The sequence below is a fragment of the Cryobacterium sp. M91 genome (assembly GCF_002929615.1).
GTDB classification, from domain to species: Bacteria; Actinomycetota; Actinomycetes; order Actinomycetales; family Microbacteriaceae; genus Cryobacterium; species Cryobacterium levicorallinum.
Genome location: NZ_PJJT01000082.1, coordinates 73,423 through 87,794, shown reverse-complemented (window position 1 = coordinate 87,794; position 14,372 = coordinate 73,423). Strand labels below are relative to the sequence as shown.

Below are 14,372 nucleotides of genomic sequence, written 5' to 3'. Positions count from 1 at the left end.
CTTACCGTTTGACCGGGAGCCCCGACGGGACTCGCACCCGGCCGGCAAGCATGCCGAGGGCCGCAGCGACACCGATTTCGGCTGCGGCGAGCGCGCCGACCAGCAGCGGATTCGGGCCGACCTCGACGAGGCGGCCGGGGCCCATCGCGCCGGCCGACCACCAGGAGAGCAGCCCGAGCAGCGCTCCGGCGACCACCCCCATGCCGAGGCCGGTGAGAATGTGTTCGATCGCACTTCGTTCGGCCACACGTCGCTCGGGCACATCGGGGAGAGCCAGCCGTTGCCGGGTCACGACCGCGAATGCGAAGCCGATCAGCACCGGAACGAGCAGCCCGATAAATCCGTAGGCCGGCGTGCCCTGCGGCAGCGCGCCGAAGATGGGCAGGCCGGGCAAGGTGCCCACCACGGTGCCGATCGGCGAGACACTGGTGCCGACTCCCATCGCGATTCCCGGGCCAATGAACCAGGCTGCGGCCCAGATGACGAGGTTGGGAATGAGCGCGAGCTGCGCGAGGGTGATCGTGGCGCCGCCGAATACCCCGGCCTGCACCGCCTCGTACAGCCCGATGATGGTCGCATAGTTGAGAGCGATAAGCACGGCCACGGTCGCGGCCGACACGATCAGCACCCCCGCGGCGGCAGCGGTTCCGCCGCGCAGGGACCCGGCGATCACGATGCGGGTGGTATGCGGCAGCTTTCGATACCACGAGCGGATGCGCCGGCTCACCGGATCCAGACGCTCCGCCACTTCCACGGTCTGGCGCCGCCCCAGTTCCGCCCCGACCACAACGCCGACCGCATAGATGAGCGTCGGCAGCAGAAGCCCCTGCAGCTGGTTGGGCGTGACCGTCTCCGAGACGGCGGACAGGGTCACCAGCGCGGCGAGGACGGCGTAGGTGCCCACGGCGACGCCGACGCCGGTCCAGCGGTGCGGGGTTTCGGCGGCGCGACGGCCGGTGTGCATGCCCATGAGTACGGAGAGCATGGCGAAGCCGAGCGGCACGACGGTGACCAGAAAAGGGGTGTCGGCACCCGCCAGGCCGAGCGCGGCCGCCACGTCCGGGCCGAGCTGCACCGTGAGGTCGACACCGTTGCCGAGCAGCCAGATATCGGCCGCGGCCCGCCAGAACACGAACCATTCGACGGACAGGCCGAAGTGGGCGGCCCAGAGTATGGTGAGCGGCACCATGGCGATGCCGATGCCGATGGCGACAACAAGTAATGCCTCAAGAGCGGCGAGCAGGGCGGTCGTTATGCGGTTCATCCGTTGTGAGCCTATATCGCCCCGGTGACAATGCTTGCCAAGGCCGCACGTAGAAAGGGGCCCGCCGGTCACCCGGCGAGCCCCTCAAACGTTCTACTTACAGTGCGGCAAGTGCCTCGCGCAGCAGGGTCGCAGCCTCGCTCGGCGTCTTGCCGACCTTGACTCCGGCGGCCTCGAGGGCCTCCTTCTTGCCCTGGGCGGTTCCGGCTCCGTCGGAGACGATGGCGCCGGCGTGGCCCATGGTCTTTCCCTCGGGGGCGGTGAAACCGGCCACGTAGCCGATGACCGGCTTCGTGACGTGCGCCTTGATGTACTCGGCGGCCTTTTCTTCAGCGTCGCCGCCGATTTCGCCGATCATGACGATGGCGAGCGTCTCCGGGTCGTTCTCGAAGGCCTCGAGGGCATCGATGTGCGTGGTGCCGATGATGGGGTCGCCACCGATACCGATCGCGGTGGAGAAGCCGAGGTCGCGCAGTTCGTACATCATCTGGTAGGTCAGGGTGCCCGACTTGGAGACGAGTCCGACCGGGCCTTTGACGGTGATATTGGCCGGGGTGATGCCGACGAGTGCTTCACCGGGCGTGATGATGCCGGGGCAGTTCGGGCCGATAATGCGGGTCTTGTTGCCCTTTTTGATGGCGTAGGCCCAGAACTCGGCCGAGTCCTGCACCGGGACACCCTCGGTGATGATGACGAGCAGCGGAATCTCGGCGTCGATCGCTTCGATAACGGCGTCCTTGGTGAACACCGGCGGTACGAAGATGATCGACACGTCGGCGCCGGTCTTCTCGACGGCTTCCTTGACCGTGCCGAAGACGGGGAGTTCGACGTTGCCGTGCACGACGGTGGTGCCGGCCTTGCGGGCGTTGACGCCACCGACGACCTGGGTACCGGCCTTGAGCATGAGGGCGGTGTGCTTGGTGCCCTCACCTCCGGTGATGCCCTGAACGATGACCTTGGAATCCTTGTTGAGGAAGATTGACATTGTTGTCCCTTACTTCGCTGCGTGGGCGAGTTCGGCGGCCTTGGCGGCGCCCTCGTCCATAGTGGCGGCCAGTGTTACGAGCGGGTGGTTCGCCTCGGCGAGGATACGACGACCCTCCTCGACGTTGTTGCCATCGAGGCGCACCACGAGCGGCTTGTTGGCGGCGCTTCCAAGCTCGGCGAGCGCGCCCACGATACCCTTGGCGACAGCGTCACAGGCGGTGATGCCGCCGAAGACATTAACGAACACGCTCTTGACCTGCGGGTCACCGAGAATAACGTCGAGGCCGGCAGCCATGACCTCAGCGGATGCTCCGCCCCCGATGTCGAGGAAGTTGGCCGGCTTGACACTGCCGAAGTTCTCGCCGGCGTAGGCGACAACGTCAAGGGTTGACATGACGAGTCCAGCGCCGTTGCCGATGATACCGACTTCACCGTCGAGCTTGACGTAGTTGAGGCCGGCGGCCTTTGCCTTGGCTTCGAGCGGGTCAGCCGCGGCAGCGTCCTCGAGGAGGGCGTGCTTGGGGTGACGGAAATCGGCGTTCTCGTCGATCGTGACCTTGCCATCGAGGGCGATGATGTCGCCCTCTTCGGTGAGGACGAGCGGGTTGACCTCGACCAGGGTCGCGTCTTCACCCGTGAATACGTCGTAGAGCTTGACGAAGACCGGAGCGACCTTGTCGACGAGCTCGGCCGGGAACTTTGCGTCGATCGCGATCTGCTTCGCGACGGCGAGGTCGATGCCGACCGCGGGGTCGACGGCCGTGTAGGCGAGCGCTTCGGGCTTCTCGACGGCGAGAATTTCGATCTCGACGCCACCCTCGTAGCTGGCGAGCGACAGGTAGGAGCGGTTGGACCGGTCCAGCAGCACGGAGAAGTAGAACTCCTGCTTGATGCGGGCGCCTCCCGCCACCATGACGCGGTGCACGGTGTGGCCCTTGATGTCCAGGCCCAGGATGCCCTGGCCTGCGGCCTCGGCGTCATCCGGAGTCTTGGCTACCTTGACACCGCCGGCCTTGCCGCGGCCGCCGACCTTGACCTGCGCTTTGACGACGACAACGCCGCCGAGCTTCTCGGCCGCTGCACGCACTTCGGCGGGGGTGTCGGCGATAATGCCCGGCAGAACCGGTACACCATATTCCTCAAAGAGGTCTCTCGCTTGGTATTCGTAAAGGTCCACGCTGCTCTTCCAATCCGCGTCGTGGCGATCACCTGCCGGTGCCGGTAGATCGCTACATGATGATGGGTAATTGAGATTGTTGGTGACAGCAGTCGTTGCCGCAAAATAGCTCGACATCAAGACATACCGACCATCTGAAACTCTATCGCGTGAATCAGGCGTCGGGTCGCACCCTGAATCCGCGTCCGCCCACGCCAACCGCCCGCGCAAGGCTAGCCACACCTTGCTGGACCAGGCCTCGACACCCTGCCTATCCTTACTCATGACCAATTTGTCTCACGTGGTGGAACCACACGCCGCCGGCCTTGCCTCACGGTTGAACTGGCTGCGCGCCGGAGTTCTCGGCGCGAATGACGGCATCGTCTCTGTCGCCGCCCTCGTCGTCGGTGTCGCCGCCGCGACCACGGATTCCCACGTCATCCTCATCGCCGGTGTCGCGAGCCTGCTCGCCGGGGCGATCTCGATGGCGCTCGGGGAGTACGTGTCGGTGAGCAGCCAGCGCGACTCCGAACGCGCCCTGATCGCGAAGGAAACATGGGAACTTGAAAACGAGCCCGACGAGGAACTCGCCGAACTCGCCGGCTTCTACCAGGCCAAGGGCCTGTCGCCCCAGACTGCCCAGCAGGTCGCGGTCGAACTGACCGAGCATGATGCCCTCGGCGCGCACCTCGAGGTTGAACTGCACATCACCGAGCAGGACGTCTCTAATCCCTGGCACGCAGCATACGCATCCGCTATCGCCTTCACCGTCGGCGCGGCGCTCCCCCTGCTCGCCGTCCTGCTGCCCCCGGCCGAATGGCGCATCGCGGCCACCTTCGTCGCGGTGCTGATCGCCCTCGTTATCACCGGTTGGCTCAGCGCGCACCTCGGCAACAGCCCGAAACCGCGCGCGATCGCCCGAATTGTCATCGGCGGCATCCTCGCCCTCGCGGTCACCTATGTCATCGGTGCACTGATCGGCGGCAACGTCTAGCGCATCTAGGCTGAAACCATGTCTCGACAATCCATCGTCACCGCGGGTGTGCTCGACGCCGCCCTCGTGCTGTTGTTCGCCGCGATCGGTCGACTGAGCCACGGCGAGACCCTGGCCGGCCTGGGCGTGACTGCCTGGCCATTTCTCGGCGGGCTGATCATCGGCTGGCTGTTGCTGCGCGCCTGGCGCCACCCGCTCAGCGTGGTCTGGACCGGCCTCGGTATCTGGATCGCAACGGTGGCCGGCGGCCTCCTGCTGCGCCTGGCTGGCGGCCAGGGCGTTCAGCTCAGTTTCGCGATCGTCACGACCATCGTGCTCGGCATCTTCCTGCTCGGCTGGCGCGCCATCGCCGCGCTGGTGCGTCGCACTTCTCGCAAGCGGATGCCCGCCCCGGTCTGATACCCCAGCCGTCTCGTACCCCAGAGGTCTCGTTGGCTCCTTCACTTGGCGGCGCGAGAGGCGGCATGGGCGGCCGGGAGTATTCTCGGCGCCAGGAGCCAGGACCGACCGCGACGCTCCTGTTTCGCCTGCCGCAGGATGATCTGGAGCATCCGCTTGACGTGATTGCCGGTGCCGATACGGACTGACGGTCAGTAGCTGTCGTCGTTGTCGAAGTCGATGTCGGGGTACAGGTCGGGGTCAAGATCAAGGTCGATACTGCGGTCATCCGCATCCGGCCCCGCCAAATCCTGGTCGTCGTTCTCCCGGTCCAAATCCCGGTCGAGATCGTCGATTTTCCGGTTCTCGTCGCTCCAGAACTCATTGGCATCGCTCATGATCTGCCTCTCTTTGACGTGAGCGCGGATATTTCGCGAGTCACGGCACCCCACGCCCAGGGGGCTTCAAGCAGGGCGAGCTATCTGTCCGGGCCGGTCTACTCGGCACGGCGCAGCCCCGGTGTCGCGAGCAATTGGCCGTCGCGCAGCACGGCAAGCACGTCGATGGCGAACCGCGCGGTCATCTCGTTCAGCGTCGCTTCGCCGCCGGCCACGATCGCCGTCGCGAGCACATCTGCCGTGACAATGTCGGCGGCGAACACGCTCACCTGGCGAAACGGCGATAACTCCCCGTTCAGCGCCGTCCAGATGTGTTCGCCGCGTTCCGCGCTGCCCGACGTCGCTACCGCGCGAAGCGGATGCCGCAGCGGCACGCTGGCCAGCACGTCACCTCGGTCGGCCGGATTGACTATCGCCACGACCCACTCCGGATGCTCTGTGACCACTGCCGGAACGGCCACCCCGTGCCCGGTCGACATCGCGCCGTCGCCGAACTCCCACGCTCCAAACCGACCTTCCGGCTCGCCGCTGACCAGAACATCGCCGCCCGCATTTATGGACCAGTTGAGCAGACCCCGAGAGGTCAACGCCGCACCGGCCTCAGCTATCGCAAGCGCCTTCACCACCCCGGAGAGGTCGATCACACCATCGGCGCGATGCGGTGTGAACACGCCATTGCTGCGGTCGCGCCAGGTCAGCGCGAGCGCGTAAGCGTCCCGCACACTCGCACTCGAATCCGTCAAACGGATGTCCCCACGCGCGATCCGGCTCAGCTCCGAGTCGTCCCGGTATAGGCTGAACCGCTCATCCCAGCGCCGAAACATCGCCTTGGCGAGTTCTGCGGCTTCGACCCGAGCGCTCTCCCCCACGGTGTGCGCATCGGAATCGGCCAGCCGCAGGCTCACCATCGTGCCCATCGTCTCGAAAGTCAGCGCTGGCCAGGTGCGATCGACCGATGCGCGGGCGGCCGTGCGGGCTGCCACACGGGCGGACTCCACCGCGTGCGGCAGCCCGGGCGCGGGACGCACCGGCGAGCCGGCGAGTGTGCGTTCGTGATCGGATCCGATGGCGGCCACGTTTAAAAGCCCGCCGTGTCGAGGGCTGATTGCAGGGACCGCAGGTAGCCCTGGGTCGTGTAGGTGGCGCCGCTGACGCTTTGCACGTTCGCGGACTGCGCGGCGAGCACCTCGGATCGCAGAATCGGCGCGGCCTGGTTGCTGATGGCGACCGATCGGCCGCCGCGGTTGGTCAGCTGCAGCGGAGTGACCTCGGTGATCGCGCCGTTGGCGATGGTCACCGACACCTGCATGTTGCCGAATTGGGTCTGCACCACCGCGCCGGTGAAGGTTCCGGACTGCGCGGCCGCTGACGCGGCAGCGGCTGTCGCGGCGGCCTGGGCTGTGGCGGCAGTGTTCGCCGCGGCGGTGGAGGCATCAGCGGCATCCGCTGCAGCCTGGGCTGACGCTGCAGTGTTCGCGGCGTCGGCCTGAGCCTTCGCCGCAGCTGCGGCATCAGCAGCCGCTTTGGCCGTGGCGGCGGCCTGCGCCGCGGCATCCGTTGTGGCGGTCACTGTCGCAGCCGTCGCGGTGCCGCCGGTGAAGGCGGTCAGGCTCTGCGAGACGTCGATCGCCTGGGAGCCCAGCTGCCAGCCTATGCCGACGATCGAGACGGAGGCCAGGGTGGCCAGGGCTACTGCACGTGCTCTCACCAGTCGAACCTTTCGTAGTGGATCTGCTTCTTGGGAACCCCGCCGGAACGGGCATCGCGCACGACGGCGTCGGTCCACGGCCGGGGGCCGCAGATATAGATGTCGCTGCTGGTCAGTTCCGGCACGATCTTCTTCAGGGTGATCCCGGCTTTGGCGGCATCCGCTGGCAGCCAGGTGCTGACTCCCTTGGGTCGTTTGCCGGCGATGACGCGCAGCTGCGCGCCGCGCACCCGACAGAGGTCCGTCAGTTCGTCGACCAGGTAGGTGTCGCCGACCGAGTGCGAGCGGAGCAGCACGGTGGCGTGGCCCGGCGCGAACGAGACCGTTTCCAGCAGGGAGCGGATGGGCGCCACGCCGATGCCGGCCGCGATCAGCACGACCCGCGGCGACGTGCGGGCGTTTTCGGTGAACAGGCCATACGGGCCTTCGAAGCTCACCCGGGTGCCACGCGCCAGTTGGGGCAGCTGCCGGGAGGCGTCCCCGAGACCGCGCACGGTGACGCGCAGGCCCCGCCCGCTCGGGGCGGAGGACAGGGAAAACGGGTGTGCCTGCCACCAGAGTCCGTGCGCCCAGAACCGCCAAATGAAGAACTGTCCTGATGTCGCGCGCAGCTGCTCCAGCTTTCGTCCGGTCAGGGTGATCGAGACCGCACCGGGTGCGACCTGCTCGATCGAAGCCACCCGAAGCTGGTGCCGCGCTGAGCGCACTACCGGCAGCAGGAAGCGAAACACGACGATGCTTCCGGCGACCGCAACGTACAGGGCCAGCCAGTAGTAACGGGCGATGGAACCCTCGCTGAGCAGGCCACCGACGCTTAACTGGTGCGGAATGGCGACGAGCACCGAGAGGTAGGCCAGCAGGTGCACAGCGTGCCAGGCCTCGTAGCGAAACTTTCGGCGCACCACGACGAGCGAGGTCACGACGACGCCGATCATGAGCGCGAGGCCGAGAAAGGCGAGCGGCATGTCGGGCAGGCCTGTGAACATGTTCCAGGCCTCGATGAAAACATTCACATTTTCAGCGAGCGCGTAACCGGTGATGAGCAGCACGGCATGGCCGAGGATGAGGTAGAGGGCGGGCTTGCCGAGCGACTGGTGCACGGCCATCGCCTGATCGTGCCCGAAGGCGCGGTCGACCGGAGGCAGGCGCGCGGCCAGCACGAGCATCACGAGCAGCAGGTCGGTGCCGACCAGGCCCGCGACAATTCCGAGCGAGGTGAACACGTCGGCCGGGGTCGAAAAGCGGGCGGCTCCCCCGTCGGCGAGAAAGATGGCGATGACGATGGCGACCGACGCCACGCAGAGGATCTGCAGGGTGTCGGCCAGTCGCATCCGCTTTTTGTAGGCCGGATGCAGCAGCGCCGGGCCGGTGCGGGTGGTGCGCGTGTCGAGGCTCATGAATAGAGCATCGAGCCACTGCCCATCGATGGCCTATCGATGACCTGTGAACGGCCTGTGTGTCGTCTATGCCTCATTTTCGCGGGGTAAATGGGGGCGACGGCAGCTTGGAGCGGATCCTGACAGCCCCGTTATCGACTACCCCGGCAGCTCCGGTCGTCTCCGGGCCTGCGCGCGCACGAGCAGCACAATGACCAGGGCGACGACGCTGCCGAGTATTGTCTCCAACACGCGATCGACGAGCAACGCCGGCACCGGCACCGGGCTCGTGAGGTGCACCACGGTGAGGGCGAGCGGGGTCACGAACAGCAGGGCGGCGCCGTAGTGGCGGCCGATCAGAATCTCGGCACCGAACTGACCGAGCGCAACGACCAGAATGAGCACGGCGACCGGCGGGCCGGCAACAGCACGAGCGCGGTCACAACGACGCCGAGGGTCGTGCCGATCATGCGGTGAAATGCCCGCGAGACGGAGTGCTTCGCGCCGGGCGGCGGCAAGACCGCAACGACACTGACCACGGCCCAATACGGATGCTCGACGCCCGCCACGAGCGCGAGCGAACCGGCGGCGAGCGCGCCGGCCACGTTTTGGGCGATTGAGACCCCCACCTGAGCGTCGCGGATCGCGCCGGGATGAACGCGCGCAGCCGCACCCGATAAGGCTCGTTGCGGCCGAACAGCGCCGTCAGCGAGTCGAACGCCGCTTAGGCGGCCCAGTCGAGCTGGCCGGTGAGGACGAGCACGCTGAGCGGCAGCGCCGCGGCGACCGCGGCCCGGGTAGCGACCTCGAACTGGAAGCCGCGCAGGGAGCGCGCCCACAGCCACAAGCTTTCGGGCTTGGCGGGCTTGGCGCTAGATCTTTTCGATTGGAGCGATCTTGATCAACAGCTTTTTGGCGCCCGCTGTGTCGAACTGAACGTGCGCGATGCGCTTGGTTCCTTCGCCGGTGACCTGGTTGACCCGGCCCTCGCCGAAGTCGTGGTGGCGGATGCGGTCGCCCGCCGCCAGTTCGAGGCTGCCGTTGTCGCGCACCGTTCCGGTGATCTTGTTCGCCCACTCCGTCTTCGGCTTGCCCGGCGGCAGGCCGGCCGGCTTCGCGCTGGTGCCGTAACCTTTGCGCCCGCCGTAACCGTCGCTCGAACTAGTCAAAGAGTTGCCAAAGCCACCGAAGCCGCCATCGCGGCGCGCGTTCAGAGCGCGCGGCTGGGTGCCGCCGCGCGAGTTGGCCATTCCCGGCGACTGCTTCCAGTCGATCAGCTCGGCCGGGATCTCCTGCAGGTAGCGGCTCGGCATCGCCACGTTGATATCGCCGAACTGGGCCCGGGTCATGGCAAGTGAGAGGTAAAGCCGCTTGCGCGCGCGGGTGATGCCCACATAGAACAGGCGGCGCTCTTCAGCCGGACCGCCCGGCTCGTTCGCCGACATCTGATGCGGCAGCAGCCCCTCCTCAACGCCGGTGAGGAACACGGCCTCGTATTCGAGGCCCTTCGCAGTGTGCAGCGTCATCAACGACACCGTTCCCGACGCGTCGTCGAGGTCGTCAGCGGCGGCCACGAGTGACACCTGGGTGAGAAAGTCGACAAGACCGCCGTCGGGGTTCTCCTTGTTGAAGTCCTTGGTCTGGGCGACGAGCTCCTCGATGTTCTCGGCCCGCACCTCGTCTTGCGGGTCACGGCTGCCCCGCAGCACGGCCAGCAGTCCGCTGCCGCCCAACAGAAACTCGAGCACGTCGGAGACGTTGGAGCCGCCGACCGGCACGCCGTCATCGGTGACCGACGTCGGCACAAGCAGGAGCGCGGCGGCATCGAGCAGTTCGGCCAGTTTGAGGATGGTGCCGGTCACCTTCGGGCCGAGACCCAGTGCGGCGCAATTGCGCATTGCCTGCCGAAAGGTGAGCTCGTTATCGTCGGCAAAGCTCGACAGTGCGGTCTCGGTGGCCGGGCCGATACCGCGCTTGGGGGTGTTCAGAATGCGGCGCAGGGCGAGTTCGTCGACCGGGTTGGCGACGGCGATGAGGTAGGCCAGGGCATCCTTGATTTCGGCCCGCTCATAGAATTTGGTGCCGCCGACCACCCGGTACGGTGTGGCCGAGCGCACCAGGATTTCTTCGAGCGCTCGGGTCTGCGCGTTGGTGCGGTAGAACACGGCCATGTCGCGGTAGGCCATGCCGGCCGCGTGCAGCACCTGGATCTCGTCGGAGACGAACTGGGCTTCGTCGTGCCCGGAATACGCCGTGAAACCGACGATTTTCTCGCCGTCGCCGCCCGCACTCCACAATTTTTTGTCGGTGCGGTCGAAGTTGTGGCCGATCACGGCGTTCGCCGCTGAGAGGATGTTCTGGGTCGACCGGTAGTTCTGCTCGAGCAGAATCACCTTCGCTCCGGGGTAGTCCCGCTCGAAGCCGCTGATATTGCGGGTGTCGGCGCCACGGAAGGCGTAGATGGACTGGTCGGAGTCACCGACCACGGTGAGCGAGGCGCCGGGAATGGCGCCACTGCCGTCGCGCAAATTGCGCACGTGCACACCGTCGTCTTCCATCTCCTGAGCGAGTTCGGCCGTGACCGGCCGGGTGAGCTCGTGCACGAGGGCGTACTGAGCGTGGTTGGTGTCCTGGTATTCGTCGACCAGCAGGTGCCGAAACCGCCGCCGGTAGAGCGCGGCGACCTTGGGGAACGCACGAAACAGGTAGACGGTCTCACCGATGAGGTCGTCGAAGTCGAGCGCGCTCGCGGCACGCAGCCGGGCGGAGTACTGCCGAAAAATCTCGACGAACATGACCTCCTGCGGGTCGCTCATGTTCGCGTTGCGGGCATAGGAATCGGCGTCGGCGAGTTCGTTCTTGAGCTTGGAGATCTTGGCGCCCGCCGATCCGGGCGTGAAGCCGTAGGTGTCGGCGTCGAGACCCTTGATGATGCGCTTGAGCGTGACCTTGCTGTCGGCCGAGTCGTAGATGCTGAAGGTGCTCGACAGACCGATCTTCTCGGCTTCGCGGCGCAGAATGCGCACGCAGGAGGAGTGGAAGGTGCTGATCCACATTCCGTCGGACGCTTGGCCGAGGATGGCGTGCACCCGCTCGCGCATTTCAGCGGCCGCCTTGTTGGTGAACGTGATCGCGAGAATCTGGCTCGGCCAGGCATCCCGCGTTTCGAGCAGGCTCGCCACCCGACGGGTGAGCACGCTGGTCTTGCCCGACCCGGCGCCGGCGATGATGAGCAGCGCCTGGCCGCGGTATTCGACGGCTTCTTTCTGCTGCGGGTTGAGCCCGTCGAGCAGCGGGCTCTGCTGGGCGCTGCCGGTGCCCGCATACCCATTGGAATCGAGAATGATCGGCGTGGCCGAGCGGCCGGCGGTGGCGGGCGCGGATTCCGCGTGAAGAGGTGTGATCATGTCGATTTCCAGTGTAGGCGAGGCCCCTGACACGCGGGCGGGTCGGGTTATGGAGTTTAGCGACGCCCCGACGATTACTGATCGAGTCAACTGGATGGATGATCGCAGGGCCGACAACCGTGAACCCCACCGCGCAGACGTTGACGAGGTCGAGCTTGTCGACGACATAAACGCGGAGGAGGACTATCTCCTTCTTCTCTTGGCCGCTTCCGCCACGCCCAATGGCCGCAACCCCTCCACGCCCCAGAAATCACCATTCAAACGCTTAGCTGAACGGTATTGATCTAAAACCCATGCGGCTCTCGTGGCTGGCCTGCCGCACATCAGGTGCGCGACCAGCGTGTCGAGGGCATGGGCAACATCACGGGTTGCAGTTGTCGCAAAAACGCGGGTCGGCGTAGCTTCGGTCGGTGAACTCGCGAGTGTGGCGATGCGGGCAGATGAGGCATCCATGAGTTTCAGCACGGGTCTCGTTCGTGGGCGCGGAGCAGTCGCTGCAGGGCAGTCCTGCCACCCGCTCTACCTTCCAGAAACCTGGGGTGCCGCAGGCTGGACACAGGGAACGTAGTTTCTGTGCGAGGTCTTCGGCCGCGAGACGGATGTTTTCCATACGCGTCGGATTGGCGTGGGCGCGCACGTCCGTTTCGAGAAACACGTGGCCGTTTTCCGATTGCGCCAGCGCCCACGCAAAGGTGTTTTCCAGTTCCGCCCAGGCGGCGATTCCCTTGCGGATGCGGGGGTCGTGCTCGCTTTCCGGGCGTACGACCACGTGGTGTTCGGGGAACCTCGATTTGAGGGCGAACGTTTCGGCGGCTGCCCAGTCCGCCGTCAGCAGGTGGGAGAAATTCGCTTTGCCTTGCGCCACGCCGACGACCTCCAAGTCGCGCTCACGGTCGATCCAGATCAGGAATTCAACGTTCCAGGGGAACATCCCCATGAACGGATCCTGACCAAACGACCCCTCGCTGGCAAGGCCCAGGGGTAATGCCGACAATTCCATGCCCACGCGCGCTTTCTTGCGTGCTGCCTCAAGCTGTGTGCCGAAGCGGGGGATATCGCGGGTGAAAGTACCGAGTAGATCCGTGTCGTAGCCCACGATGTGTTCGACCCGGCAACCAAGCTCCCGCTCCAACACAGGACCGACCACGCGCTCCTTACCATGTTGGGTCAGCAGAGCGACCCGTTTACCGGAGTAGATGGAGCTCGAGTCCGAATTCCCTGAATCATTGCAGACCACATCTCACCTGCCCTGCTGAGCACGAGCTGTTGGCACAGACTGTTCGTCGACCGGGCCACACCGCACGCGGCTGGCGGTTTCGACCGCGGTGGCTACTCACGGTTGACGGATCCAAGGGCTCTGAGAAGCTCACCAATTTGGTGGTGGCGTTCCAAGGGATGTCGAAGCGGTAAGTCTGGGTAGAGCTGATAACTGTTGCGCCGCCCGTCGCGTTGACGCGTGAGATAGCCATCTGCGACGAGTTCGGCGATTATTCGCTGGGCGGCGCGTTCGGTGATCCCCACTTCTACTGCGATATCGCGCAATCGCATGCCGGGGTCTTGAGAAACGCAGAGCAAAACGTGTGCGTGATTAGTAAGAAAGGTCCAGTCGGCCATCATCTCACCATAGCCGACACACGCTCCACAATGCACGCTATACTTAGCACGTATTGGTCAGCGTGCATTGACGGGGTTGGTCACCATGGAGTCGCGCCGCTTCTTCACACTTCGAGCAGAGTAAATAAGAGAGCCACAATGTGATCGATCCCATCATTCTCTTCTTCCTGCTCGGAGCCGTGGCCGGCCTCCTGCGTTCAGAATTGCGTCTTCCGGCGGCGATTTACGAGTTCGTCAGCATCGTGCTGCTGCTGGCCATTGGTCTCAAAGGCGGCGTGGAACTCGCCAGGCAGCCTTTCGCCAGCCTGTTGCCGCAGATGCTCGCCGTGGTGGCCATGGGTTTTGGCCTCACCCTGGTCGCGTTCCCGGTGCTGCGCTATCTGGGCCGTTTCAAGCGAGCGGATGCGGCCTCTATCGCCGCCCACTACGGTTCCGTGAGCGTGGGCACCTACGCCGTCGCCGTCGCCTACCTCGGCAGCCAGCAGATCTCGTTCGAAGAGCACATGCCGCTGCTTCTGGTGCTGCTGGAAGTGCCAGCAATTCTGGTGGGAATTGTGCTCGCGCGAGGCATCTCGCGCGAGACCCGGTGGAAGTCGATCGCCCATGAAGTGTTTCTGGGGAAAGGCATCGTGCTGCTCCTGGGCGGACTACTCATCGGCTGGGTAGCTGGCCCGGACGGGCTGTCGTCCATCCAACCGTTATTCGTGGACCTCTTCAAAGGAATTCTCGCTCTTTTTCTGCTGGAGATGGGCTTGATTATGGCCACACAGATGGGAAGCCTGCGCCGACACGGCCCCTTTCTGGTGGTCTTTGCCATCGCAATGCCGCTTTTTTCAGCGCTGGTGGGAACGTGGCTGGGGTGGTCTTTGGGCCTCTCCATCGGAGGAACGACCATCCTGGCAACTCTGGCGGCCAGTGCGTCCTACATCGCGGTACCGGCAGCCATGCGCATCTCTGTACCCGACGCAAACCCCACCCTCTCCCTGGCCGGTGCGCTCGGGATAACATTTCCGTTCAATGTCCTGATCGGGATCCCGCTGTACCACGCACTGGCCGTGTGGGCTCATACGTTCGCGAAAGGTTGAACCCG

The 14,372-nt window shown here is 65.4% G+C and carries 15 protein-coding genes and 1 pseudogene; 4 read left to right on the top strand and 12 right to left on the bottom strand.

Features of this window, described 5'->3' with window-relative positions; genetic code table 11:
• Window position 1: 1 nt before the first annotated feature.
• The 3 genes from CXY80_RS08610 to sucC form a co-directional block, all read right to left on the bottom strand.
• Window positions 2-1,264, bottom strand: coding sequence for a DUF6350 family protein (locus CXY80_RS08610; protein WP_092449601.1), 1,263 nt, complete (start codon window positions 1,262-1,264; stop codon window positions 2-4).
• Between the two features lie 97 nt (window positions 1,265-1,361).
• Entirely contained in the window at window positions 1,362-2,249 is an 888-nt protein-coding gene (gene sucD / locus CXY80_RS08605; protein ID WP_092449599.1) for a succinate--CoA ligase subunit alpha, read from the bottom strand.
• A gap of 9 nt (window positions 2,250-2,258) precedes the next feature.
• Window positions 2,259-3,428 carry an ADP-forming succinate--CoA ligase subunit beta gene (gene sucC / locus CXY80_RS08600; RefSeq protein ID WP_092449597.1) on the bottom strand — a complete coding sequence of 390 codons (1,170 nt, stop codon included), beginning with the start codon at window positions 3,426-3,428 and terminating at the stop codon, window positions 2,259-2,261.
• Between the two features lie 262 nt (window positions 3,429-3,690).
• Here sucC and CXY80_RS08595 point away from each other — a divergent pair, with 262 nt between their 5' ends.
• Together CXY80_RS08595 and CXY80_RS08590 are read left to right on the top strand one after the other, a co-directional pair.
• The gene (locus CXY80_RS08595) at window positions 3,691-4,401 is read left to right on the top strand and encodes a VIT family protein (protein ID WP_092449594.1); all 711 of its coding nucleotides are present in this window, start codon (window positions 3,691-3,693) and stop codon (window positions 4,399-4,401) included.
• Between the two features lie 18 nt (window positions 4,402-4,419).
• Window positions 4,420-4,800, top strand: coding sequence for a DUF3054 domain-containing protein (locus tag CXY80_RS08590; RefSeq protein ID WP_092449592.1), 381 nt, complete (start codon window positions 4,420-4,422; stop codon window positions 4,798-4,800).
• A gap of 191 nt (window positions 4,801-4,991) precedes the next feature.
• Here the strand turns inward: CXY80_RS08590 and CXY80_RS08585 are convergent, their stop codons facing one another.
• From CXY80_RS08585 to CXY80_RS08555, 7 genes and pseudogenes are all read right to left on the bottom strand, one after another.
• On the bottom strand, window positions 4,992-5,177 hold the full coding sequence (locus CXY80_RS08585) for a hypothetical protein (protein ID WP_134479509.1): 186 nt from the start codon (window positions 5,175-5,177) through the stop codon (window positions 4,992-4,994).
• 98 nt (window positions 5,178-5,275) lie between these two features.
• Window positions 5,276-6,253, bottom strand: coding sequence for an FAD:protein FMN transferase (locus CXY80_RS08580; RefSeq protein ID WP_233195164.1), 978 nt, complete (start codon window positions 6,251-6,253; stop codon window positions 5,276-5,278).
• 2 nt (window positions 6,254-6,255) lie between these two features.
• On the bottom strand, window positions 6,256-6,885 hold the full coding sequence (locus CXY80_RS20120) for an FMN-binding protein (RefSeq protein ID WP_233195163.1): 630 nt from the start codon (window positions 6,883-6,885) through the stop codon (window positions 6,256-6,258).
• Window positions 6,882-8,282, bottom strand: coding sequence for a ferric reductase-like transmembrane domain-containing protein (locus tag CXY80_RS08570; RefSeq protein WP_233195157.1), 1,401 nt, complete (start codon window positions 8,280-8,282; stop codon window positions 6,882-6,884). Before CXY80_RS08570 ends, CXY80_RS20120 begins: the two co-directional genes overlap by 4 nt.
• Before the next feature lie 138 nt (window positions 8,283-8,420).
• Window positions 8,421-8,866 (bottom strand): annotated as a pseudogene (locus CXY80_RS20720) (FUSC family protein).
• Window positions 8,867-8,985: 119 nt separating this feature from the next.
• Window positions 8,986-9,108 (bottom strand): hypothetical protein, encoded by a 123-nt coding sequence (locus CXY80_RS20440; RefSeq protein WP_255411840.1) that lies wholly within the window; start codon window positions 9,106-9,108, stop codon window positions 8,986-8,988.
• 25 nt (window positions 9,109-9,133) lie between these two features.
• Window positions 9,134-11,668 (bottom strand): ATP-dependent helicase, encoded by a 2,535-nt coding sequence (locus tag CXY80_RS08555; protein ID WP_104132245.1) that lies wholly within the window; start codon window positions 11,666-11,668, stop codon window positions 9,134-9,136.
• Between CXY80_RS08555 and CXY80_RS08550 the strand changes: the two genes are divergently transcribed.
• Complete coding sequence (locus CXY80_RS08550; protein ID WP_104132244.1) at window positions 11,667-11,951, top strand: hypothetical protein; 285 nt, start codon at window positions 11,667-11,669, stop codon at window positions 11,949-11,951. The genes CXY80_RS08555 and CXY80_RS08550 overlap by 2 nt on opposite strands.
• A gap of 78 nt (window positions 11,952-12,029) precedes the next feature.
• Here CXY80_RS08550 and CXY80_RS08545 read toward each other — a convergent pair whose 3' ends face one another.
• Together CXY80_RS08545 and CXY80_RS08540 are read right to left on the bottom strand one after the other, a co-directional pair.
• On the bottom strand, window positions 12,030-12,815 hold the full coding sequence (locus CXY80_RS08545) for a DUF6671 family protein (protein WP_233195156.1): 786 nt from the start codon (window positions 12,813-12,815) through the stop codon (window positions 12,030-12,032).
• A gap of 182 nt (window positions 12,816-12,997) precedes the next feature.
• Window positions 12,998-13,282: a helix-turn-helix domain-containing protein gene (locus CXY80_RS08540; RefSeq protein ID WP_092449785.1), complete on the bottom strand. Its 285-nt coding sequence runs from the start codon at window positions 13,280-13,282 to the stop codon at window positions 12,998-13,000.
• Between the two features lie 140 nt (window positions 13,283-13,422).
• Between CXY80_RS08540 and CXY80_RS08535 the strand changes: the two genes are divergently transcribed.
• Entirely contained in the window at window positions 13,423-14,367 is a 945-nt protein-coding gene (locus CXY80_RS08535; RefSeq protein WP_092449580.1) for a sodium-dependent bicarbonate transport family permease, read from the top strand.
• Window positions 14,368-14,372 lie beyond the last annotated feature (5 nt).